Here is a 21072-nt window from a genome sequence, read left to right as displayed (position 1 = left end):
ATCCGCACGAGGACGTTTAAGCTCCGGGGTGGTGTGCTGCCAGCATCAGTTCAAGGTCACCACGGAAACGGCCAATCACCTGCATCCCGAAAGGCATTCCCAGATGATCCACACCCATTGGCAGCGATAGTGCCGGATTGGTTGCCAGGGTGACGATGTAAGTCAGGGCCAGCCAGCGATAATAATTATCCAGTGGCACACCATTCACCGATTCCAGATAAGGTTGCGCCCAGGCTGAAGCTGAATCCTATATCGACTTCGCCTTCGCGCACCTGGCGCGTCACTTCGCGGGCAGAAGCAATCTGCAACAGGAAGGTGCTTTACGGTTCAGTCTGGCGAAATCCGGCGATGGCATAGGGCAGAAAATGTGAGGCGAATCCCTGGGTACAGGCCAGTTTTATTCGTAGTTCAGAGGCCTGGCGCAATGACTGTATCTCATTGGTCACCTGGGCTGCATCCAGTAATGTCCGGCGGGCATATCCCGCCAGTAATTCTCCGGCGGCGGTCAGGGTGACGCCACGTGGCTGGCGGTCAAATAGCGGTGTTGCCAGCTGATTCTCCAGTCGGCTGATTTGCCGGCTGACCGCAGAAGGAACCATGTGCATTCGCTCGGCAGCTTCGCTGATCGATCCGCTGTTCACTACCTGCATAAAGTACAGTACGGCAGTGTCACTAAGAATTCTGGCATTCATAAGTAACTTGCTCTCCTGATGAGGAAAACGACAGTGTAGCGGAACAGGCGGTGTAATATTCATTTCAATATTGCCTTAAAGCATCAGGCTTCATGGGCATTTGCCAGCTGTACTTCACGGATTTTTCTTCCGCTCAGCGTCATGCCAGTAGCAATGGCGACGGCAATCGCACCCAGCAGAAACAGGAACACATTCTGATAGTTGTGGGTGGCTGAGACGATGAACCCAATGACCAACGGAGAGACGAATCCAGCGGCCTGTCCGCCAAAGTTAACCATACCGATACCGGTACCCATTAAGCGCTGTGAAAGAATTTTTGCTGGCAGAGCAAAGGCCACAGAGAAAACAAAAGATTTAAAAAAGTAAGCAATGGTTTGGAACACAATGACTTCTGTCGTCGTGTGAGCCTGGTACATACCGAAAATAAAGACGCCGGTAAGTACGCAGCTCAGTGTCATCAGTACCTTTTCCCGTCTGTCAAACCAGCGGTTCATCAGCCAGCCTCCCATCGCAGTGGCAATACTGGCAGAGATAAACGGCAGTGGTAGCAGAAAACCGACGGTCTTTAAATCAAGTCCGCGAGCGGTCAGCAGATACATTGGCACCCAGGCATCCAGTCCTTTATTCACCAGGCTCAGGCAGAACCAGACAATCACAATTTTCCATAACAGCGGCATACGCAGCAGCTCTGCAGCACCGACCCGCTGCCGGGGGGGTGCTGGTTGATTTGATGCGGTGCTGCGCGGGACGGTCAGAAAATAAATGACAGCAAATACAATTCCTGCGATACCGATGGTGAAAAACGCATTACGCCATCCCAGGCCAATTATCAGAGGTGCGATAATCAGAGGGGCAACAAAACTTCCCACGTAATTCGACGACATCAGAAAACCGGACATTTTCGGCCTGCCGTCACGCGGGAACAGCTCTGCGATCCCTTTCATTGCCGACGAGGGATAACCACCTTCTCCCAGGCCAAACAGAAAACGAATTAACAGCAGTGAGGTGAGTGACCAGGCAAAACCCGTCATTACGGTAAACAGTGACCATAAACCAATCGAAATAATGATGACGGCTTTGCTGCCGAAGCGATCAGCCAGCCAGCCTCCCGGAATCTGCATGGCCGCATAGCCCAGGTAAAATGCGCTGAGTACCACCCCCAGTTCGGCCGGACCCATATGAAAATCTTTGCCAATGTGTGCCAGTGATAAAGAGATGGCGCTACGATCAACATAGGAGATCATAAAACCAAGGTAGAGCAGGATAAATGCGAACAGCGGGTGACTCAGTAATGTTCTGTGCTTCATCTGTTTAGGCTCCGGGTGATTAACCGTCTCAGGGCATCCTGTGCGGCACAGCCCGGGGCAACAAGTGATTAATTCAGACTGCTGATTTGCCGGAAAATCACAGCACTAAGGTAGTGCGGATGCGCTGGGACGGGGCGGGGCGCATCCCAGTCGCCACGGTGGTTTTGTCGTGGATTGGTGCAAAAACCGGCAATGAGTGGCGGGTATTGATTGCAGCCGCCAGGTTAAGACATTTTTCTTATTACAGACGTTAGTCAGGTGATCAACGTCGTTTGCGACGCAGATCACCTACCCGGGACAGGATCAGTATTCAGAGTCGGTGATCACTTCTTCACCGAGACCTCCGGCTTTGGGGAGCGGTAAATATGAAGAGTTAGTGGCGCGTAACACCCGGATTCCCCGCGCACCAGCTGCCCGGGCGGCAGTAATATCACTGTCTGCATCTCCGTAGTAAATCCGGATGTTTTTCTGCTTAATCCAGGTGATCTTGGTATTTTGTCCCGGACGGAAGTCACTAAAAATCACCGGATTCATTTTATCCTGTGGAATATTAAAATCCTGTTGCAGGATTCGGCTGACTGTTTCGGTTTTGGTCGGGGTCCGGGCAGTAATAAAGTACACCTGGTCTCCCCGCTGCAAATGCATGGCAATCAGTTGCCGCGCTACCCGTTTCGGTATGCTGAACTCATCCCAGCCATTATTCATTTTTTCCCAAAATTGTGGGTTGTTCAGGTAATCGTCATTACCCGGAGAGAACATTTTCTGGCCGCGGTAAAATCCCGGGGTGGAATAGAGCACGGTATCATCAATATCAAACCCCACAGCAATCGGAGGTCGGCCTTGCAGACTGTTTTTAATCTGGGCAACTGAGATCCAGTGGACAGGTTGCTGATGGGATAATTCTGCGGCAGTAACTCCCTGGTATAACGGAGTCACGGGAGCCGTATTTTTAGCCTGTGCCAGAGGTTGAAGAGCGACTACAGATGCAACACAAAGCGATAGCACTAAGATACGTAGTTTCATTAAAGAGATCCTGGTAGTTGGTTTCGTCCTTTGAAAGGATAAATACCAGATATCATTAAGGTAAGTTACTGTAAAATAAATATTTAATATTTATGATCTGGCGCATGACCGGCAGGCCGAATACTCCTGATTAGCCAATCAGATAGGTGGCTGTCGCCGTAGCAATATAGTCTTGTTGCTGATTATGCAATTCCACCCGGCCTACCGCGACTTTATTACCGGCACGCAGTAGCCTGGCGGTAGCAATAAATTTATCACCACGGCCGGGACGCAGATAATCCACACGCAAATCAATGGTGCCCATCCTTGAGATACGCTGACGTAACTCTTCTTCACTGATCATATCCTGGCGGGTCAGAGCATGATTAACGCACACCAACCCGGCGGCAACATCCAGTACCGAGGCTATGACTCCCCCGTGCAGAATTTTTTGCAAAGCATTACCTACCAGTGCCGGTTTATTGGCCAGCGTCAGAATAGCTTCCTGATCGTCCAGGTGTTCAAGTTCAAGGCCTAACGCCTGATTGAACGGCATACTGTTCACGAAGATATCGCTGACCAGAGCTCGCGCCTGGTGTTGTGTCAGATAACGGAGACTCATAATTTCCCTGTGTCAGATAATTCAGTAAGGCTGGCTGGATAATAATCTAATATTATGCTGTTCTTAACCGGCTTTCCAGGTGAAGATTGGCGGTCGTTTTCGGCGTTTTACTGTGTGAATACAGAGTTTTTTATGGTGTTTTGCTAATTTGGGGTGAAAGTTATGCGTTTGTTTGGCTATGGGGTACTGACGGCCCTGCTGTTACCTGCACTGGCACAGGCTGATGAAGCGAAGATAAGTGATGTGCACGATAATCCTGCGGTTCGGGGGAGTATTATCGCTAACCTGCTGGAAAAACACGATAATGCATTTCTGCTGTATCCCTATGAAAGCAATTATGTGCTTTATACCGATACCAGTAATATGAACACCTCGGCGATCTCCAGTTACAGTTGGGCAGATAAAGCCAAAAAAGATGAACTTAAATTTCAGTTGAGCCTGGCGTTTCCTCTCTGGCGTGGAATTGCCGGCGATAACTCTGTGTTGGCAATGTCTTATACCCAGCGTTCCTGGTGGCAGATTTCCAATACCAGAGCTTCCTCGCCCTTTCGTGAAACCAACTATGAACCCCAGTTATTTATCGGCTGGGCCACAGATTACAGCCTGGGAGGCTGGACATTACGAGATATAGAGGCCGGTTTTAATCATCAGTCAAACGGACGCAGTGATCCGACATCCCGAAGCTGGAACCGGGTGTATGCCCGCCTGATGGCAAAAAATGGTAATATGCTGGCTGAGATCAAACCCTGGTATCGTATTCCGGAAAGTGCGAGCAGTGACGACAATCCGGATATTACTAAGTACATGGGCTATTACCGGGCGAAACTGGGGTATATGCTGGATGACAATGTATTCAGTGTGGAGTGGAACTATAACTGGAATACCGGTTATGGCGGCGCAACATTAGGATGGAGTTATCCGATCACACAACATGTACGTTTCTACACCCAGTTGTTTAGCGGGTATGGTGAATCGTTGATCGATTATAATCATCGCCAGACCAGAATCGGCGTCGGCTTTACTTTAAATGATTTATTGTGATTAAGAGAGCAGGACATTTGTGACAATATCGGTAGTGATTCCGCAGCAGGAGCTGGCTCAACAGATCCTGCGGGATATTTTTGGTTATCAGCAGTTTCGCCCCGGCCAGCAGGCCATTATTCAGGCCGCGCTTGATGGACGGGACTGTCTGGTCGTCATGCCTACCGGCGGAGGGAAATCGCTGTGCTATCAAATCCCGGCACTGCTGAGTGACGGGCTGACGCTGGTGGTCTCTCCGTTGATCTCACTGATGAAAGATCAGGTGGATCAACTGCTGGCGAACGGTGTGGCGGCGGCCAGCCTGAATTCGTCACAGACCAGGGAACAGCAACAACAGATATACAGTGATTGCCGGCAAGGGCGGATTAAGTTGCTGTATGTTGCACCGGAACGCCTGATGATGGAAAGTTTCCTGGATGCGCTGAGTCAGTGGCAACCGGCAATGTTGGCGGTGGATGAGGCCCATTGTATTTCTCAATGGGGCCATGATTTCCGGCCGGAATATGGTGCTCTGGGCGGATTACGTCACCGTTTTCCTGAACTGAAAATCATGGCTCTGACCGCAACGGCAGATAACGCGACCCGTCATGATATTTTACAGCAGTTGCAATTACAGGATCCGTTAATCCAGATCAGTAGTTTTGACCGGCCGAATATTCGCTATACCCTGTTGGAAAAATATAAACCGACCGAACAATTGCTGCGTTATGTGCAGGATCAACGGGGAAAAAGCGGCATCATTTATTGTAACAGCCGGGCCAAAGTGGAAGACACCGCTGCCCGTCTGCAGAGCCGGGGTATCAGTGCCGGAGCCTACCATGCGGGGCTGGATGTACAGCAGCGAGCCCATGTTCAGGAAGCCTTTCAGCGCGATGATCTGCAACTGGTCGTGGCGACAGTGGCTTTCGGCATGGGCATTAATAAACCTAATGTTCGCTTTGTGGTGCATTTTGATATTCCGCGCAATATCGAATCCTATTATCAGGAAACCGGCCGGGCAGGGCGTGACGGATTACCCGCCGAGGCCATGATGCTGTATGACCCGGCGGATATGGCCTGGCTACGACGTTGTCTGGAAGAAAAATCCCCCGGGGCGATGCTGGATATCGAGCGGCATAAACTGAATGCCATGGGAGCATTTGCGGAAGCGCAGACCTGCCGTCGGTTGGTCTTACTGAACTATTTTGATGAAGGTCGGCAACAGCCATGTGGCAACTGTGATATTTGTCTGGATCCACCGCGACGTTATGACGGACTGGTAGATGCTCAAAAAGCGTTGTCAGCCATCTACCGTGTCGGCCAGCGTTTCGGCATGGGATACATCGTCGAGGTGATCCGCGGAGCCGCAAATCAGCGTATCAAAGATCTGGGCCACGATAAATTACCGGTATACGGTATTGGCCGTGATCATTCCCATGAACACTGGGTGAGTGTATTACGCCAGTTAATTCATCTGGGGCTGGTTACCCAGAATATCAGCCAGCATTCGGCTTTGCAGCTGACAGAAGCCGCCAGACCGATATTACGTAGTGAACACCCGTTAATGCTGGCCGTACCGCGTGTGGTGGCTTTGAAACCCCGCCAGGCAATGAGCCGTTTACCTGGCGGAAATTATGACCGGAAATTATTCGCCAAACTCAGGAAGTTGCGAAAAACGATTGCTGACGAAGAGAGCATTCCTCCTTACGTGGTATTTAATGATGCCACTCTGATTGAGCTGGCTGAACTGTTGCCGGTGACTGCTTCTGAAATGCTCAGTGTTAACGGTGTTGGACAGCGAAAACTTGAGCGTTTTGGCCAACCCTTTATGCTGATGATAAAAGAGCACCTGAGTGACCTTTGATGGCTCCGGATATTTTCTTTTTTTGAGGAGTTTTCGGCATGTTAATGTCGTTTCTGACCCTGGCACTGGTCCAGTTACTGGCTCTGATGAGCCCGGGACCGGATTTTTTTTTTATTTCACAAACAGCCATTAGCCGTTCTTCCCGTGAAGCCTTTATGGGCGTGCTGGGAGTCACTCTGGGAGTGGCGGTGTGGGCTGGCGTGGCGCTGCTTGGGCTGAATCTGCTACTGGAAAAAATGGCCTGGCTGCATCAGCTGATTATGCTGGGCGGGGGACTGTACCTGATTATGCTGGGCGGGGGACTGTACCTGATTTGGATGGGTTACCAGTTGCTGCGGTCAGCAAGGCGTCAGCATTCACAGCCGCATGGGCAGCAGGTTCAGCCTGAACCTGCGCTGGCAAAGCCAGGGCGGACTTTCCTGAAAGGATTACTGACCAATCTGTCGAATCCTAAAGTGGTTATTTATTTTGGGAGCGTGTTTTCGCTGTTTGTCGGGAATGATGTCAGTAGTCTGCAACGCGGAGGAATTTACCTGTTAATCCTGCTGGAAACCCTGGGGTGGTTTATCCTGGTGGCCACGGTGTTTGCATTACCCTGGATGCGCAGGAAATATCAGCGGCTGGCAAAATGGCTGGATGGTGCAGGTGGCGTGCTGTTTACCGCCTTTGGCCTGCACCTTATCCTGTCGCGCTAACCCGTAGTCCGGCATTAAGGCGAATCTGTGCGTCAGTGGCTGTGTCGGGCGCTGGCTAATACCACGCCGATAGCCATAAACACGCCGCCAAAAATGCGGTTCAGTAGCTGCATTTGGTGCGGACCGCGAATCCAGCGGGCAATTCGGGTCGACAGCAAGGCATAACCCTGCATCACCAGAATATCAACTGTGATGGTCGTCAGGCCTAACACCAGATATTGCGCCATCTGAGGTTGATGCGGGATGACGAATTGTGGGAACAGGGCAGCGAGAAATACGATGCTTTTCGGATTGGTCAGATTTACCAGTACGGCACGTTTAAATACTTTGCCGCGCGAGGTGGCTTTCGCGACTGCGTTAAGGTCGATAGCACCTTTGGTTCTCCATTGCTGGATCCCTAACCAGATAAGATAAGCGGCACCGGCCCATTTTAAGATTTCAAAGGCCATGAGTGAATGAGAGAATAAGGCGCCCAGTCCGATACCGACTAACACGATATGTGTGGCCAGGCCGACCTGTAATCCGGCGATAGAAATCTGAGTGCCGCGGAAGCCATGGCTTATTCCGGTACTCATGGTGTTAATAGCGCCAGAGCCGGGAGAAAGGCTCAACAGGGTAGTGGTCAGCAGGTAAGTGATCCACCATTCAAAGGTCATTAATGTTGCTCCAGTTATCAGCAGATGAGCGACAGAATACGTTATAATTCTGGCTGACGATACCGGGATTTTAGTCGTTTTTCGGGTGACAACGAATGCCGAAGGAAGAGTGATGAAACAGTTTACGCAACGCTGGTTGCACCGTGAAAAAGAATTTTCGGCGTTTGTAACCGGGCCTCTGCTCCATTTCTGGCGGAGACGCCAGGAAAAATCATTTAACGGTACTGACGGACTCAGGATCCGTTATGTCAGTTTCACCTCATCGCAACACACGAAGGCTGTTCTGATTGCCCCCGGGCGTATCGAGAGTTACGTGAAATATCCGGAAGTCGCCTACGACCTGTTTCAGTGTGGATATGATGTTTTTATCATTGATCATCGTGGGCAGGGATTATCTGACCGGATGCTGGAAGATACCCATCTCGGCCATGTTGAGCATTTTTCTGACTATGTGGATGATCTTTACCGTTTTTGTCAGATCACGTTATCCGGTGATCGTTATCAGCGAAAATTTGCGTTAGCGCATTCCATGGGAGGCGCAATTCTGACATTGTTACTGCGGCGTGAGCCTGACCTGGTGGACGCTGCAGCATTACTGGCCCCAATGTTTGGGATTGTTCTGCCAATGCCAGAGTGGATGGCAGAACGGATACTTAACTGGACAGAAACCCGCTCCGGACTGCGCGAAGGATTTGCTCTGGGGACCGGTCGCTGGCATGCGCCGCCTTTTGCAGTAAATACATTAACTCACAGCCGTGTACGCTATCAGCGTAACCTGAGGTTCTATGCCGATGAGCCGGCATTACAGGTTGGGGGTCCCACCGCCCATTGGGTGCGGGAGAGTCTTAACGCAGGGCACGAGATCCTGCGCGATGCGGCTCAGATCACCACACCTATGCTTATCCTGCAGGCGGAAGAAGATCAGGTCGTTGAAAATCAGGCCCAGAACCAGTTTTGTGAATTACGCCAACAGGCAGGACATGCTTGTGAAGGAGGAAAACCCCGGGTTATTCAGGGTGCACGCCACGAAATATTATTCGAAAAAGACGAAATGCGGGCGCAGGCACTTAATTTAGTGGTCAGCTATTTTGGCCGCTTTGAAACTCATGAACATGCATCGACATTTACCTTACCTCCGGAAACTCCGGTCTGACGTTAATTAAAGAGGTTTTCATGTATCATATCGTCGCCTCCGACCTGGATGGAACGTTACTTTTACCCGACCACTCTTTGTCTGCCTATACCCGCGAAATCTTGCAGAAGCTTACCCGTAAAGGAATACGTTTCGTATTTGCGACCGGTCGTCACCATATCGATGTAGCGCAAATGCGGCAGTCTCTGGGTATCGAAGCCTATATGATTACCTCTAACGGGGCCAGGGTACATGACTTCTCGGGTAAGCTGATTTTCGAACATAATCTTGACCCGGATATCGCGGAGGATCTGTACGAGATGAAATATACCTCGCAGCAGATTTTGACGCAGGTATACCGTAATGATGACTGGTATATCAGTCGCCATAGTGAAAGAGAAGCGGAGTTCTTCCGTGAATCTGATTTCCAGTATCAGGTTTTTCAGCCGGGTGGGTTGGCAACGGATGGTATCAGTAAGGTATTTTTCACCTGCGACGACCATCAGGTGCTGGCCGAACTGGAACTGGCGATAGTCGCCCGCTGGGGTGACCGGGTGAATGTCAGTTTCTCATTACCGACATGTCTGGAAGTGATGGCGGGGGGCGTTTCTAAGGGACATGCACTGGATGAAGTTGCCCGCCGTCTGGGCTATACACTGCAGGACTGTATTGCGTTTGGTGACGGGATGAATGATAAAGAGATGCTAAGTATGGCCGGGAAAGGCTGTATCATGAAAAATGCACATCAGCGACTGACCGCACTACTGCCGGAACTGGAAATAATTGGCAGTAATGCAGAGGATGCGGTTCCGCATTACCTGCAGAAACTGTTTGGCTGAAGGCGAAGACAACCAGCACAGAGTGTTACTGTGCTGGTGCTATGGGGCCGGGAAAAGAAAATTAAGGCTGCAGGTTGAGTTTCTGCTTATGTTTCTTCTCACTGAGGGTTGTCAGCAGCAGCAGCAAGACCGCCAGTACGCAACCGGCAAGCATCACAATAAATCCGCCATCCCAACCGAAGAAGTCAACGGTATATCCGACAATGGCGCTGGCTGCAACGGACCCCCCCAGATAACCAAACAACCCGGTAAAGCCTGCGGCAGTTCCGGCGGCTTTCTTGGGGGCCAGTTCCAACGCATGTAAACCTATCAGCATTACCGGACCATAGATAAGAAAACCAATCACCACCATACAGGCCATATCAATGCCGGGATGGCCTGGCGGGTTCATCCAGTAAATCAGGGTGGCTATGGTGACCAGCGCCATGAAAAATACCCCGGTCAGTCCGCGGTTACCACGGAACACTTTGTCGGACATCCAGCCGCATAATAAGGTGCCCGGAATCCCTGCATATTCATACAAAAAATAGGCCCAGGAGGATTTATCCAGAGCAAAGTGTTTCACTTCTTTCAGGTAGGTCGGTGACCAGTCAAGAATGCCGTAACGCAGTAAATAGACGAACACATTGGCCAGTGCAATGTACCACAGTAAGCGATTGGGCAGGATGTACTGCATAAAAATTTGCCGTGCAGTTAACTCGACCTCTTGCCGCTCATCGTAATCTACCGGATAGTCATTTTTCCAGGCCTCAATCGGTGGCAAACCGCAGGACTGGGGGGTATCACGCATTAATCCGTAGGCCAGCAATGCAACCAGAATAGCCACAATGGCTGGCATATAGAGTGCGGCTTTCCAGTCATTGAACCAGGCCATGCCGAGTAAAAATAGCAATGGCGGGATTCCTCCGCCGACGTTGTGTGCGCAGTTCCAGACCGATACAATTCCGCCGCGCTCTTTCTGTGACCACCAGTGGACCATGGTCCGGCCACACGGTGGCCAGCCCATTCCCTGGAACCAGCCACAGATAAACAGCAGTACAAACATCACCATAATGCCGGAGGTCGCCTGAGGGACAAAACCCATCACCAGCATCACCAGCGCCGCCATAATCAGCCCTGCGGGCAGGAATACACGAGGGTTAGAGCGGTCAGAGACCGATCCCATAATAAATTTAGAAAATCCGTAAGCAATGGATATTCCGGATAAGGCAAACCCAAGGTCTCCGCGGGAAAATCCCTGTTCAATCAGGTAAGGCATAGCCAGGGTAAAGTTTTTACGAACCAGATAGTAAGCAGCGTAGCCGACGAAAATCCCAATAAAGATCTGCCAGCGCAGGCGGCGATATAATGCATCTGCCTTTGCCGGATCGGCAGGGGATATATGGGGTGCGGGTTTAAACAGACTCAGCATGAAGGTCCCTCCGGGGGAAGATTTTCCTTGAAAACGCCACCGGGGCTGACTGCCGGATCAGGTCCGGGGGCTGGATACCGCGCATAGAGTAGCCATCATGTCAGTAATTACCTTGACTGAGTGCACAGTTGTTACAAATTTATGACAAAGTGTGTTTATTTATGAATTTTTAACCAGTGCGTGGTCATTTCCGGGTCGTCAGCAGACTCTGCGACAGACCAGAGGAAGCAGCAAATCCGCAGCTGTCAGGGAGGAGCATGTCGCAGTATGAGCAGGGTGTTAAGCGGAAATACTTTTCTGAGCCGCAGGTCGTGAAGCATCGCGGACAAAAGGCAGCTGATCACAGGCATGCTGGCGTGCCGAACGGATAAAGGCATCAATCACCGGCTGACGCTGTTCGCCGTCGCGTACCGCTGCATACAGGCGGGACCATAAGCCGTCGCCGGGTGTTTTGGTCACAATGAGTTGCTGGCGCTCAAAACTTTCCACCACCCAGTGCGGCAGTGCAGCGATCCCCATTTTTGCGGCCACCATCTGAATTAACAGCAGCGTATTATCCACACTCTTCAGCTCCGGACTTATCCCGGCCGGTTGTAAGAAATGTCTCCAGATATCAAGACGCTGCCTCTGAACCGGATAAATTAACAGCGTTTCACCGGTCAGGTCTTCCGGAGTGATGAGCGTTTTCGTTGCCAACGGATGATCTGGCGCCATGACCAGCCGCACTTCAAAATCAAACAGCGGTGAGTAATGTAAACCGCTACGTGGCAGGATATCGGAAGTTAACACAATATCCAGTTCGCCCTGCTGCAACCCTGGCTGAGGATCAAATGTCACTCCGGATTTAAAATCGACCGACACCTGAGGCCAGTTACTGCGAAAAATATCCAGCGCTGGTGTCAGCCACTGAATACAACTATGACATTCAATCGCAATCCGCAGGTTGGTCTGGTGAGGTTCATGGCAGGATTGTAAAGCCTGTTGGATCTGCGGGAGGATCTGTTCGGCCAGTTGCAATAAAATTTCACCCTGCGGCGTAAACTGCAGCGGCTGGCTTTTACGGACAAATAAACGGAAACCGAGACGCTGCTCGAGATCACTGAACTGATGAGAGAGCGCAGATTGCGTCTGATGTAATTGTGCTGCCGCACCTGCCAGTGATCCCGTGGTCCTGAGAGCCTGTAGCGTCTTCAGGTGCTTAATCTCGATCATGAGAGACCTTCATAGTGATATTGAATAATTTGCGCTTGTGGATAGTACACTACCTGCTGAATATGGATGTGTAAACATCTGGACGGCTAAACATCTGAAAAATCTTTCAGAAGGCCGTAAGTGCTGGCAGGCCACATGATGATTTTCCCCGTAGCGCGCCAGGATTAGGCAGATGTCCCCGAGGTCTTTTTACTGAAAGGAATTGAGTGCCATGACCATTCTGAATCATACATTAGGATTTCCGCGCGTTGGGCTGCAGCGCGAACTGAAGAAAGCCCTGGAAAGTTACTGGGCGGGTGAGTGCGGGGTAAAGGAACTGCTGGAGACGGGTCGCCAGTTACGTGCCAGACACTGGCAACAGCAGAAAGAAGCGGGCGTCGATCTGCTGCCGGTCGGCGATTTCGCATGGTATGACCATATACTGACAACCAGCCTGATGCTGGGAAATATCCCCGCAAGGCACCGTAATGTCGGGGGGGCTCTGGATCTGGATACTCTGTTCCGGATTGGACGGGGACGTGCGCCCACCGGAAAGCCGGCGGCTGCAGCGGAAATGACCAAGTGGTTTAATACCAATTATCACTATATCGTGCCTGAATTTAGTCAGGGCCAGACCTTCACTCTGTCATGGACACAGTTGCTGGATGAAGTGGATGAGGCCCTGGCCCTTGGCCATCGGGTAAAACCGGTGCTGACGGGGCCAGTCACCTACCTGTGGCTGGGGAAAGTCAAAGGAACCGCCTTTGACCGGTTATCTTTGCTGCCGGAAATCCTGCCGGTATATCAGAAACTGCTGGCGGAGCTGGCAAAACGGGATATTGAGTGGGTCCAGATTGACGAACCCATCCTGTCTCTGGAACTGCCGGAGGAATGGCTGAATGCCTTTAAGCCCGCTTATCAGGCTCTGCAGGGGACTACGCGCCTGTTATTAACCAGCTATTTCGACAGTATTGGTCAGAATTTACCGGTGATCCGGGAGTTACCTGTCCAGGGGCTGCATGTCGATCTGGTACATGGCAGTGATGATATTTTGTCTCTGAATGAGCAATTACCTGCAGACTGGTTGCTGTCAGTCGGGGTGATTAATGGCCGGAATGTCTGGCGGGCGGATCTTAGCCGTTGGTATCAGCGGTTGCAGCCGCTGGTGGCGCAGCGTCAACAACTATGGATTGGGACATCCTGCTCTTTACTGCATAGCCCGATAGATTTGCGCAGTGAAACCCGGCTGGATGACGAAGTAAAAAGCTGGTTTTCGTTTGCACTGCAGAAGTGTGGGGAACTGGCCTTGCTGCGTGACGCACTGAATCATAAAGAACCGGCCTCTCTGGAAGCCTGGAGTGCGCCAGTCCGTGCCCGTGCACACTCATCCCGGGTACATAATCATGCGGTTTCGGGCAGACTAGGGGCGATTACCGCCAACGACAGCCAGCGGCAACATGGCTACCTGATCCGGGCAAAGGCACAACAGCAACGATTTTCACTCCCGGCGTGGCCAACTACAACGATTGGTTCCTTCCCACAAACCAGTGAAATTCGTGGACTGCGCCTCAACTTTAAGCAGGGGCGACTGGACCGGGCCAGCTATCGCACTGGCATCGCTGGCCATATCCGCCAGGCGATTGCCGAGCAGGAACGTCTGGGGCTGGATGTGCTGGTACATGGCGAGGCTGAACGTAACGATATGGTGGAATATTTTGGTGAACATCTGGACGGGTTTGTTTTCACTCAGAACGGCTGGGTACAGAGTTACGGTTCGAGGTGTGTAAAACCCCCGGTCATCATCGGAGACATTAGTCGTCCGCAGCCCATTACGGTCGAATGGGCTAAATACGCGCAGTCGCTGACCGACAAACCAGTAAAAGGCATGCTGACCGGTCCGGTAACTATTCTTTGTTGGTCATTCCCGCGCGAAGATGTGAACCGCGAGACCATTGCCCGACAAATTGCGCTGGCACTGCGCGATGAAGTGGCTGATCTGGAAAATGCCGGTATTGGTATTATCCAGATTGATGAACCTGCCTTGCGTGAAGGGCTACCCCTCCATCAGTCGGAATGGGCTGACTATCTGGCCTGGGCGGTAGAGGCATTCCGCCTGAATGCCGCCGTCGCCGGCGATAACACCCAGATCCATACCCATATGTGTTACTGCGAATTCAATGACATTATGGACTCTATCGCAGCACTGGACGCTGACGTCATCACTATCGAGACTTCACGTTCAGATATGGAGTTACTGGAATCCTTTGAACAGTTTCAATATCCGAACGAGATAGGCCCGGGGGTGTACGATATCCACTCCCCGAATGTCCCTGCGGTGGCTGAGATAGAAAACCTGCTACGTAAAGCGGCTCAACATATCCCCGCCGGGCGGCTATGGGTCAACCCGGATTGTGGCCTGAAAACCCGTGGCTGGAGTGAAACCCGTCAGGCACTGGCGAATATGGTGGAAGCGGCTAAAAAACTACGGACAGAGGTCGTGTAAACCATGGGTAATGCCAGGCGGGGCGAGTGATACGCCCCGCCTGGCAGCGGATTGGTCGTCAGAATCAGACAATCAGCGGCCCTTTTTCTTTCTGCCCGGCTGGTTAAAGCGCTTACGAGCCGGTGGGGGAGTTGCTGGTTTATCTGCTACTCTGCTTCCGGACGGGCTTTTCTTCGCAGCAGCGGTTTTAGGTTTATTTTTTTTCTCCGCCGGGTCCAGTGAGGTTGAGTTTTCCAGCAGCCGGAATAATTCGATTAACTCATCATCGGTAAAATCACGCCACTCCCCGGGAGGTAACCCCTTCAGGCTGACATTCATGATACGTACCCGTTCGAGTTTGGTCACTTCGAATCCGAAGTGCTGGCACATGCGACGGATTTGTCGGTTAAGCCCCTGTACCAGTGTAATGCGAAACACCTGGGGTGCTTCTTTCTTTACTTTACATTTCTTCGTCACCGTACCCAGCATGGGCACCCCGGCAGCCATGCCCTTGATGAACTCGTCGGTGACCGGTTTATTCACGGTGACCACATATTCTTTTTCGTGGTCATTACCGGCCCGCAGGATCTTATTGACCAGATCACCATGGTTAGTCAGAAAAATCAGTCCCTGGGAATCTTTATCCAGACGTCCAATTGGGAACACTCGTTTGCTGTGATTGACGAAGTCAACAATATTGTCTTTTTCGCTGCCTTCAGTGGTACTGATAATACCTACCGGCTTATTCAGGGCTATAAGCACTAAGTCTTCTTCATTCCTTGGCTCAATCAGCTGACCATTAACCTTCACCACATCACCGGCATACACCTGGTCACCAACGGTTGCACGTTTACCGTTAATAAATACGTTGCCTTGCTCAATAAAACGGTCGGCATCACGACGGGAGCAAATACCGCTCTCACTGATGTATTTGTTCAGGCGGGTCGATGAATTGGTCAGCATGAATTCTCCGGAAAAAAGCGGACTATACCTCAGCCGGGCGATGCTTAAAACTGTCTGTTGGTGTATTGCAATGTTCCCCGGGTATTTCAGGGGCTGTTACAACTGTCATAACTCAGCAATGTGCCGTATTAACACCCGCCCTGATACTGGCGGGCGGGAATGAATTTCATTTTTTGGCAGCAGGTCTTAACAGCTGCTTTTGTGCGGCACAGGCAAGAATATTCCCTTTTTTACATCCCATGCGGGCATACTCAAGGGCCTTGCGTCGGTCTTTGCTGACACCATAGCCGTAGCGGTACATATTCGACAGATACAGCATCGCGTTACCATCTCCCGCATCCGCTCCTTGCTGATACCACTTACGGGCATCAGAGTAACTTTGTGTCACGCCGTAGCCATTTTCAAACAAATGACCAATTGCCTGATAAGCGTCGGGTGAATGCAGTGCCAGACCTTTCTGGTAGAAGTCCATTGCCAGACGATAGTTGTCACCGCCACGAAGTTCATACATTGAACCTGCAGTAATACAATCCTCAGCGACCTTACCGGTATCGCACTGTTGAACATGGGTTTGCAAGACTTTTTCATCACCGCGTACCGGCGTGCGATCATTTCCGGAGAACATCCCACCGAAGAAATTGTTTATCGTGCTGCAGCCGCTAAGGGTCAGTGAGATCGCCACAATACCCACAGAGAGCATTTTTTTCATAAGGCTTTTCCTGTCCATGACCGAAACAAACAGCCCCCTGACAACTGTGTCACAGGGACCGGGTCTGTGCTCAGTAAAGCCTGATTCTATCCCGGATAATTTTTCGTGCCTTCGGAGTCCGTCTGAATTTTCACCGTCACAGGACAGAAAAGGCGGAATCAGGTTAAGAGTGCGGATGAGCGGGAGAGACTCCGTGGCGGCCGAACCATTCCAGCATTCGTTGCCATCCATCCTGTGCCGACTCTGCATGATAGTTTGGCCGGTAGTCAGCATGAAAAGCGTGTCCGGCATCAGGGTAAGTAATAATTTCAGAATCAGAATTGGCCGCGCGTAATGCCTGCTGCATCAGTGCGATGTTTTCTGCGGTAATCATCGGGTCCAAAGCGCCATACAGGCCGAGAACCGGTGCCGTCAGACTGGCGGCAGCATCGACCGGGGTCACCGGTTGGCGCAGAGTGATTTGCGGATGCAGATGGCCATACCAGGCCACGGCAGCCTGTAATTGCGGGTTATGGGCGGCATACAACCAGGCAATTCTTCCCCCCCAACAGAAACCGGTTAGCCCCAGTCGTCGCAGATCACCGCCATGGGTCGCTGCCCAGTTAGCGGCATGATCGAGATCGGCCAGCACCTCACGATCGGCCACTTTGCCAACCAGGTCATTTTTCAGTTGTTGCGGGGAGCTGAAACTGGCGGGGTCACCATGACGGAAAAACAGATCAGGAGCGATGGCCAGATAACCGGCCTTCGCCAGACGACAGCAGATATCGCGGATATAATCGTTGATACCAAAAATTTCGTGCACCACCAGGATGACGGGAAACGGGGCAGATACAGATTGTGAGGGTTTTGCCAGAAAAGCCGGTAATAAATCACCACGGCTCGGGAGCGTAGTTTCTGTGCAGTGAACTGCATCTGCGGTACTGCCCTGATTGCCGATTGAACTATTCATGAAGGACTCCCGTAAAGTTGTTAATTCCCGAACAGAACGTCGCCATACCAAAAAATTTTATTCCTGCTCCAGTCTACCTCTGGTGTTTTACAAAATGTGGTTCAGGATTGCTCCGGTGATCGGGAAATAATCAGCTTTACCGAGAGATTTGCGATCTGCATCTATATTTTGCTTACAAGGTATGTAATGTCAGATTTTAAGGTTGATTTTTGTCACATAAAAAACCGGTGCTTCAAGTACAATTGAATCATTATTCACTAGCTGCTGATTGAGGTACTTATGTCGCAATCCGACGTTTTTCATCTTGGACTGACTAAAGCCGATCTTCAGGGAGCCACACTGGCGATTGTGCCCGGTGACCCGGATCGGGTGAAAAAAATTGCGGAACTGATGGATAGTCCGCGTCAGCTGGCATCCCATCGTGAGTTTAGCAGCTGGATAGCCTTTATTGAGGCTAAACCTGTCATTATCTGTTCCACTGGGATTGGTGGGCCTTCTACCTCGATTGCGGTAGAGGAACTGGCTCAGCTGGGAGTCCGGACGTTTTTGCGGGTGGGGACGACCGGGGCGATACAGCCGCATATTAATGTGGGGGATGTGCTGGTAACTACTGCATCGGTCCGTCTGGATGGGGCCAGTTTGCATTTTGCGCCACTTGAGTTTCCGGCAGTGGCCGATTTTACCTGTACCACTGCGCTGGCAGAGGCTGCCCGCCGCGCCGGAGCGACCACCCATATCGGCATTACGGCTTCTTCAGATACCTTTTATCCGGGGCAGGAACGTTATGACACCTTCTCTGGCAGAGTGGTGAAAGCGTTCAGAGGCTCTATGGAGGAGTGGCAGTCGATGGGGGTATTGAACTATGAAATGGAGTCAGCAACCCTGCTAACGATGTGTGCCAGCCAGGGACTACGGGCAGGTATGATAGCCGGAGTGATAGTCAACCGTACCCAGAAAGAGATCCCGGACAGCGCTACCATGAAGCAGACCGAAAGTCAGGCAGTAAAAATCGTGGTCGATGCGGCCAAAGCGTTATTGTAATCCTCCTCACTCTTCCGGCAGGATAGCCTGATTGCTGTCTTTAGCCGGAAATCCTCAGCTGTAAAAATATCTGGACATCTATACAGTGCCACTCTACCTTTCCTCTGACAAAGTGTTAAGCGGAGAAGCGGGTGGACACGCAATTCATTATTTCAGGATGCCTGTTACTGGGCGGTGCTGTTCTGGGCTGGCTGGTATCGGCACTGCGTAACGGTCATCAGTTGGCGCGTTATCAGGCAGAGCAACAGGCGGGGCAGGCGACGATAGAGCGGCTGCAGCAGGAGCTCGGTAGCGGACAGCAAAACACGCGACAAAAAGAGGCCGAACTGCGCCAGTTGCATGCTGAGTTGGCCGCGCAGCAGGAGAAGCTGCAACAACTGGCCTACTGGCGTGAACAGGCCGGGCAGTTGAACCAGGAACTGCGTCATCAGGCGGATATTCACCGGGTGCAGGAATCAGAACTGCGTGAGGTGACCACCCGGCTGGAAGAAACCCGTCTGGCGGCTGAAGAGAAGCAGCGTTTACTGCTCAACAGTGAACAGCGGCTGGCTGCGCAATTTGAAAATCTGGCCGGGCGGATTTTTGAAAACAGTGGACGGCGCTTTGACGAGCAAAATCGGCAAAGTATGAACGGAATACTGACACCGTTGCGGGAACAGCTGGAAGGTTTTCGTCGACAAATCAACGAAAGTTTCAGCAGTGAAGCCCGTGAGCGGCATACGCTTACACATGAAATCCGCCAGTTACAAAAACTGAATAGTCAAATGGCCCGTGAAGCCGTTAACCTGACCCGCGCTCTGAAAGGCGATAATAAGACCCAGGGCAACTGGGGCGAAGTAATCCTCAGCCGGGTGCTGGAAGCCTCAGGATTGAGGGAGGGGTATGAATATGAGACCCAGGTCAGTGTTCACAGAAATGACGGACGTTTTCAGCCAGATGTGATTGTACATTTGCCGCAAAATAAAGATGTCGTGATTGACGCAAAAATGACGCTGGTCGCTTATGAACGTTATTTTAATGCTGAGGATGATCTGCTGCGGGAGCAGGCGGTCCGGGAACATATCGGCGCTGTACGTAGCCATCTTCGTTTACTTAGCCGAAAAGATTACCAGCAGTTACCCGGTGTACGTTCGCTGGACTACGTACTGATGTTTATTCCGGTAGAACCGGCCTTTTTGCTGGCACTCGACAGAGAGCCTGAACTGGTAAACGAGGCGTTAGCGCAAAATATAATGCTGGTCAGCCCGACCACCCTGTTGGTGGCATTACGCACTATCAGTAATCTCTGGCGTTATGAACACCAAAGTCAGAATGCCCAGCAGATTGCCGATAAAGCCGGGCGTTTATATGACAAGATGCGACTGTTTGTCGACGATATGCAGGCGATGGGTAGCCACCTGGATAAGGCACGGGACAGCTATCAACAGTCGATGAAAAAACTGACTGAAGGGCGCGGAAATATGATAGCCCGCACGGAAGCGTTTCGTCGGCTGGGAGTTGAGGTTCGTCGCCCGATTGATCCGAAAATCACGGAAAAAGCGCTCTCTTTTGACTCCGAAGTCGAGGAAACTGAACGCGAAAACGAAAGCTCACTGGTCGCTTCCGGGAATCCGTGGGACAATAGTGAAAATCCCCGGGGGAAATGCTGAATAGTAGTGCGGTAACGTGCCTGACCTCTGGGAGTCTGGTACACTTCAGACAGTATTGATTACATAGCAGGTAATACCGATGGCAGATGAATCTCAGGAAACTCAGGAAACAACGCATTTTGGTTTTCAGACCGTTGCAAAAAACGAAAAGGCTGAAAAAGTTGCCGATGTTTTCCATTCCGTGGCAGCAAAATATGACCTGATGAACGATTTAATGTCGATGGGTATCCATCGCATCTGGAAACGTTTTACCATTGATTGCAGTGGTGTCCGTCGCGGACAACGGGTACTCGACCTGGCCGGTGGCACCGGTGATCTGACCGCTAAATTCTCCCGACTGGTAGGGGAAACGGGTCAGGTCGTGCTGGCCGATATCAACAGTTCAATGCTGAAGATGGGTCGCGAGAAACTACGTAACCGGGGAGTCTCTGGTAACGTCAGCTATGTCCAGGCAAATGCCGAAGCGCTACCCTTCCCTGATAATTATTTCGACTGCATTACTATCTCTTTTGGCCTGAGAAACGTGACCGAGAAAGAAAAAGCGCTGGCGTCAATGTTCCGGGTACTGAAACCCGGTGGTCGCCTGCTGGTGCTGGAATTTTCCAAACCGCTGCTTGAACCGCTCAGTAAGGCCTATGATGCGTACTCTTTTCACATTCTGCCGCGCATTGGTCAGATTGTTGCCGGAGATGCCGAAAGCTACCGGTATCTGGCGGAATCTATTCGTATGCATCCGGATCAGGAAACATTGAAAGGGATGATGAACGATGTTGGGTTCGAAAATACCTCCTATTACAACCTGACCGGAGGCATTGTTGCCCTCCACCGTGGGTATAAATTCTGAT

The 21072-nt window shown here is 51.3% G+C and carries 20 protein-coding genes; 9 read left to right on the top strand and 11 right to left on the bottom strand.

The features are described 5' to 3' along the window. Positions 1–16: 16 nt before the first annotated feature. From B3Z23_RS04015 to B3Z23_RS03995, 5 genes are all read right to left on the bottom strand, one after another. Positions 17–199 carry an amidase family protein gene (locus tag B3Z23_RS04015; RefSeq protein ID WP_294901809.1) on the bottom strand — a complete coding sequence of 61 codons (183 nt, stop codon included), beginning with the start codon at positions 197–199 and terminating at the stop codon, positions 17–19. A 121-nt stretch (positions 200–320) separates the two neighbouring features. Beyond that, complete coding sequence (locus tag B3Z23_RS04010) at positions 321–755, bottom strand: LysR family transcriptional regulator (RefSeq protein WP_294901807.1); 435 nt, start codon at positions 753–755, stop codon at positions 321–323. 20 nt (positions 756–775) lie between these two features. Then, positions 776–1999, bottom strand: coding sequence for an MFS transporter (locus tag B3Z23_RS04005; RefSeq protein ID WP_294901805.1), 1224 nt, complete (start codon positions 1997–1999; stop codon positions 776–778). A gap of 303 nt (positions 2000–2302) precedes the next feature. Then, entirely contained in the window at positions 2303–3022 is a 720-nt protein-coding gene (gene aphA / locus B3Z23_RS04000) for an acid phosphatase AphA (RefSeq protein ID WP_294901803.1), read from the bottom strand. A gap of 130 nt (positions 3023–3152) precedes the next feature. Then, positions 3153–3623 (bottom strand): thioesterase family protein, encoded by a 471-nt coding sequence (locus B3Z23_RS03995; RefSeq protein WP_294901801.1) that lies wholly within the window; start codon positions 3621–3623, stop codon positions 3153–3155. A 162-nt stretch (positions 3624–3785) separates the two neighbouring features. On the opposite strand from B3Z23_RS03995, the gene pldA reads away from it, so the two are divergent. Genes pldA through B3Z23_RS03980 form a run of 3 tightly spaced genes read left to right on the top strand, consistent with a single transcriptional unit; the run spans position 3786 to position 7202 of the window. Then, positions 3786–4664, top strand: a complete 879-nt coding sequence (gene pldA / locus B3Z23_RS03990; RefSeq protein ID WP_294901799.1) for a phospholipase A — start codon at positions 3786–3788, stop codon at positions 4662–4664. A gap of 19 nt (positions 4665–4683) precedes the next feature. Continuing rightward, the gene (recQ, locus tag B3Z23_RS03985) at positions 4684–6507 is read left to right on the top strand and encodes an ATP-dependent DNA helicase RecQ (protein WP_294901797.1); all 1824 of its coding nucleotides are present in this window, start codon (positions 4684–4686) and stop codon (positions 6505–6507) included. A gap of 38 nt (positions 6508–6545) precedes the next feature. Then, positions 6546–7202 (top strand): LysE family transporter, encoded by a 657-nt coding sequence (locus tag B3Z23_RS03980; protein ID WP_294901794.1) that lies wholly within the window; start codon positions 6546–6548, stop codon positions 7200–7202. A gap of 32 nt (positions 7203–7234) precedes the next feature. On the opposite strand, the gene rhtB is transcribed toward B3Z23_RS03980, so the two are convergent. Beyond that, positions 7235–7858, bottom strand: a complete 624-nt coding sequence (gene rhtB / locus B3Z23_RS03975) for a homoserine/homoserine lactone efflux protein (protein ID WP_294901792.1) — start codon at positions 7856–7858, stop codon at positions 7235–7237. A gap of 112 nt (positions 7859–7970) precedes the next feature. Between rhtB and pldB the strand changes: the two genes are divergently transcribed. Together pldB and yigL are read left to right on the top strand one after the other, a co-directional pair. After that, entirely contained in the window at positions 7971–9011 is a 1041-nt protein-coding gene (gene pldB, locus B3Z23_RS03970) for a lysophospholipase L2 (protein ID WP_294901790.1), read from the top strand. 20 nt (positions 9012–9031) lie between these two features. Next, positions 9032–9829 carry a sugar/pyridoxal phosphate phosphatase YigL gene (gene yigL, locus B3Z23_RS03965; RefSeq protein WP_294901788.1) on the top strand — a complete coding sequence of 266 codons (798 nt, stop codon included), beginning with the start codon at positions 9032–9034 and terminating at the stop codon, positions 9827–9829. 61 nt (positions 9830–9890) lie between these two features. Here yigL and glpT read toward each other — a convergent pair whose 3' ends face one another. Beyond that, positions 9891–11240: a glycerol-3-phosphate transporter gene (gene glpT / locus B3Z23_RS03960; RefSeq protein ID WP_294901786.1), complete on the bottom strand. Its 1350-nt coding sequence runs from the start codon at positions 11238–11240 to the stop codon at positions 9891–9893. Between the two features lie 279 nt (positions 11241–11519). Then, positions 11520–12452 carry an HTH-type transcriptional regulator MetR gene (gene metR, locus B3Z23_RS03955; RefSeq protein WP_294901783.1) on the bottom strand — a complete coding sequence of 311 codons (933 nt, stop codon included), beginning with the start codon at positions 12450–12452 and terminating at the stop codon, positions 11520–11522. A gap of 211 nt (positions 12453–12663) precedes the next feature. Here metR and metE point away from each other — a divergent pair, with 211 nt between their 5' ends. Further along, entirely contained in the window at positions 12664–14934 is a 2271-nt protein-coding gene (gene metE / locus B3Z23_RS03950) for a 5-methyltetrahydropteroyltriglutamate--homocysteine S-methyltransferase (RefSeq protein ID WP_294901781.1), read from the top strand. Between the two features lie 72 nt (positions 14935–15006). Here the strand turns inward: metE and rluF are convergent, their stop codons facing one another. The 3 genes from rluF to B3Z23_RS03935 form a co-directional block, all read right to left on the bottom strand. Continuing rightward, positions 15007–15876 (bottom strand): 23S rRNA pseudouridine(2604) synthase RluF, encoded by an 870-nt coding sequence (gene rluF / locus B3Z23_RS03945; RefSeq protein WP_294901778.1) that lies wholly within the window; start codon positions 15874–15876, stop codon positions 15007–15009. Between the two features lie 166 nt (positions 15877–16042). Further along, entirely contained in the window at positions 16043–16585 is a 543-nt protein-coding gene (locus tag B3Z23_RS03940) for a tetratricopeptide repeat protein (protein WP_294901776.1), read from the bottom strand. A gap of 163 nt (positions 16586–16748) precedes the next feature. Further along, positions 16749–17537 (bottom strand): dienelactone hydrolase family protein, encoded by a 789-nt coding sequence (locus tag B3Z23_RS03935; RefSeq protein WP_294901774.1) that lies wholly within the window; start codon positions 17535–17537, stop codon positions 16749–16751. Between the two features lie 279 nt (positions 17538–17816). Here B3Z23_RS03935 and udp point away from each other — a divergent pair, with 279 nt between their 5' ends. The 3 genes from udp to ubiE all read left to right on the top strand — a co-directional run bounded on the left by udp (position 17817) and on the right by ubiE (position 21071). Then, positions 17817–18578: a uridine phosphorylase gene (gene udp / locus B3Z23_RS03930; protein WP_294901772.1), complete on the top strand. Its 762-nt coding sequence runs from the start codon at positions 17817–17819 to the stop codon at positions 18576–18578. A gap of 131 nt (positions 18579–18709) precedes the next feature. Then, the gene (gene rmuC / locus B3Z23_RS03925) at positions 18710–20227 is read left to right on the top strand and encodes a DNA recombination protein RmuC (RefSeq protein ID WP_294901770.1); all 1518 of its coding nucleotides are present in this window, start codon (positions 18710–18712) and stop codon (positions 20225–20227) included. Between the two features lie 79 nt (positions 20228–20306). Next, the gene (ubiE, locus tag B3Z23_RS03920) at positions 20307–21071 is read left to right on the top strand and encodes a bifunctional demethylmenaquinone methyltransferase/2-methoxy-6-polyprenyl-1,4-benzoquinol methylase UbiE (RefSeq protein WP_294901767.1); all 765 of its coding nucleotides are present in this window, start codon (positions 20307–20309) and stop codon (positions 21069–21071) included. Position 21072: the final 1 nt, after the last annotated feature.

The organism is Tatumella sp. UBA2305 (genome assembly GCF_002345795.1).
GTDB classification, from domain to species: Bacteria; Pseudomonadota; Gammaproteobacteria; order Enterobacterales; family Enterobacteriaceae; genus Tatumella; species Tatumella morbirosei.
This window is presented reverse-complemented; position numbering and strand designations above follow the sequence as displayed.

Bases quoted from the DNA above. Each gene is read 5' to 3' on its own strand.
- aphA (WP_294901803.1), bottom strand. From the start codon at position 3,022: ATGAAACTACGTATCTTAGTGCTATCGCTTTGTGTTGCATCTGTAGTC.
- B3Z23_RS03995 (WP_294901801.1), bottom strand. From the start codon at position 3,623: ATGAGTCTCCGTTATCTGACACAACACCAGGCGCGAGCTCTGGTCAGC.
- B3Z23_RS04005 (WP_294901805.1), bottom strand. From the start codon at position 1,999: ATGAAGCACAGAACATTACTGAGTCACCCGCTGTTCGCATTTATCCTG.
- B3Z23_RS03935 (WP_294901774.1), bottom strand. From the start codon at position 17,537: ATGAATAGTTCAATCGGCAATCAGGGCAGTACCGCAGATGCAGTTCAC.
- rhtB (WP_294901792.1), bottom strand. From the start codon at position 7,858: ATGACCTTTGAATGGTGGATCACTTACCTGCTGACCACTACCCTGTTG.
- udp (WP_294901772.1), top strand. From the start codon at position 17,817: ATGTCGCAATCCGACGTTTTTCATCTTGGACTGACTAAAGCCGATCTT.
- B3Z23_RS03980 (WP_294901794.1), top strand. From the start codon at position 6,546: ATGTTAATGTCGTTTCTGACCCTGGCACTGGTCCAGTTACTGGCTCTG.
- B3Z23_RS03940 (WP_294901776.1), bottom strand. From the start codon at position 16,585: ATGAAAAAAATGCTCTCTGTGGGTATTGTGGCGATCTCACTGACCCTT.
- glpT (WP_294901786.1), bottom strand. From the start codon at position 11,240: ATGCTGAGTCTGTTTAAACCCGCACCCCATATATCCCCTGCCGATCCG.
- pldB (WP_294901790.1), top strand. From the start codon at position 7,971: ATGAAACAGTTTACGCAACGCTGGTTGCACCGTGAAAAAGAATTTTCG.
- ubiE (WP_294901767.1), top strand. From the start codon at position 20,307: ATGGCAGATGAATCTCAGGAAACTCAGGAAACAACGCATTTTGGTTTT.
- pldA (WP_294901799.1), top strand. From the start codon at position 3,786: ATGCGTTTGTTTGGCTATGGGGTACTGACGGCCCTGCTGTTACCTGCA.
- metE (WP_294901781.1), top strand. From the start codon at position 12,664: ATGACCATTCTGAATCATACATTAGGATTTCCGCGCGTTGGGCTGCAG.
- yigL (WP_294901788.1), top strand. From the start codon at position 9,032: ATGTATCATATCGTCGCCTCCGACCTGGATGGAACGTTACTTTTACCC.
- rluF (WP_294901778.1), bottom strand. From the start codon at position 15,876: ATGCTGACCAATTCATCGACCCGCCTGAACAAATACATCAGTGAGAGC.
- metR (WP_294901783.1), bottom strand. From the start codon at position 12,452: ATGATCGAGATTAAGCACCTGAAGACGCTACAGGCTCTCAGGACCACG.
- B3Z23_RS04010 (WP_294901807.1), bottom strand. From the start codon at position 755: ATGAATATTACACCGCCTGTTCCGCTACACTGTCGTTTTCCTCATCAG.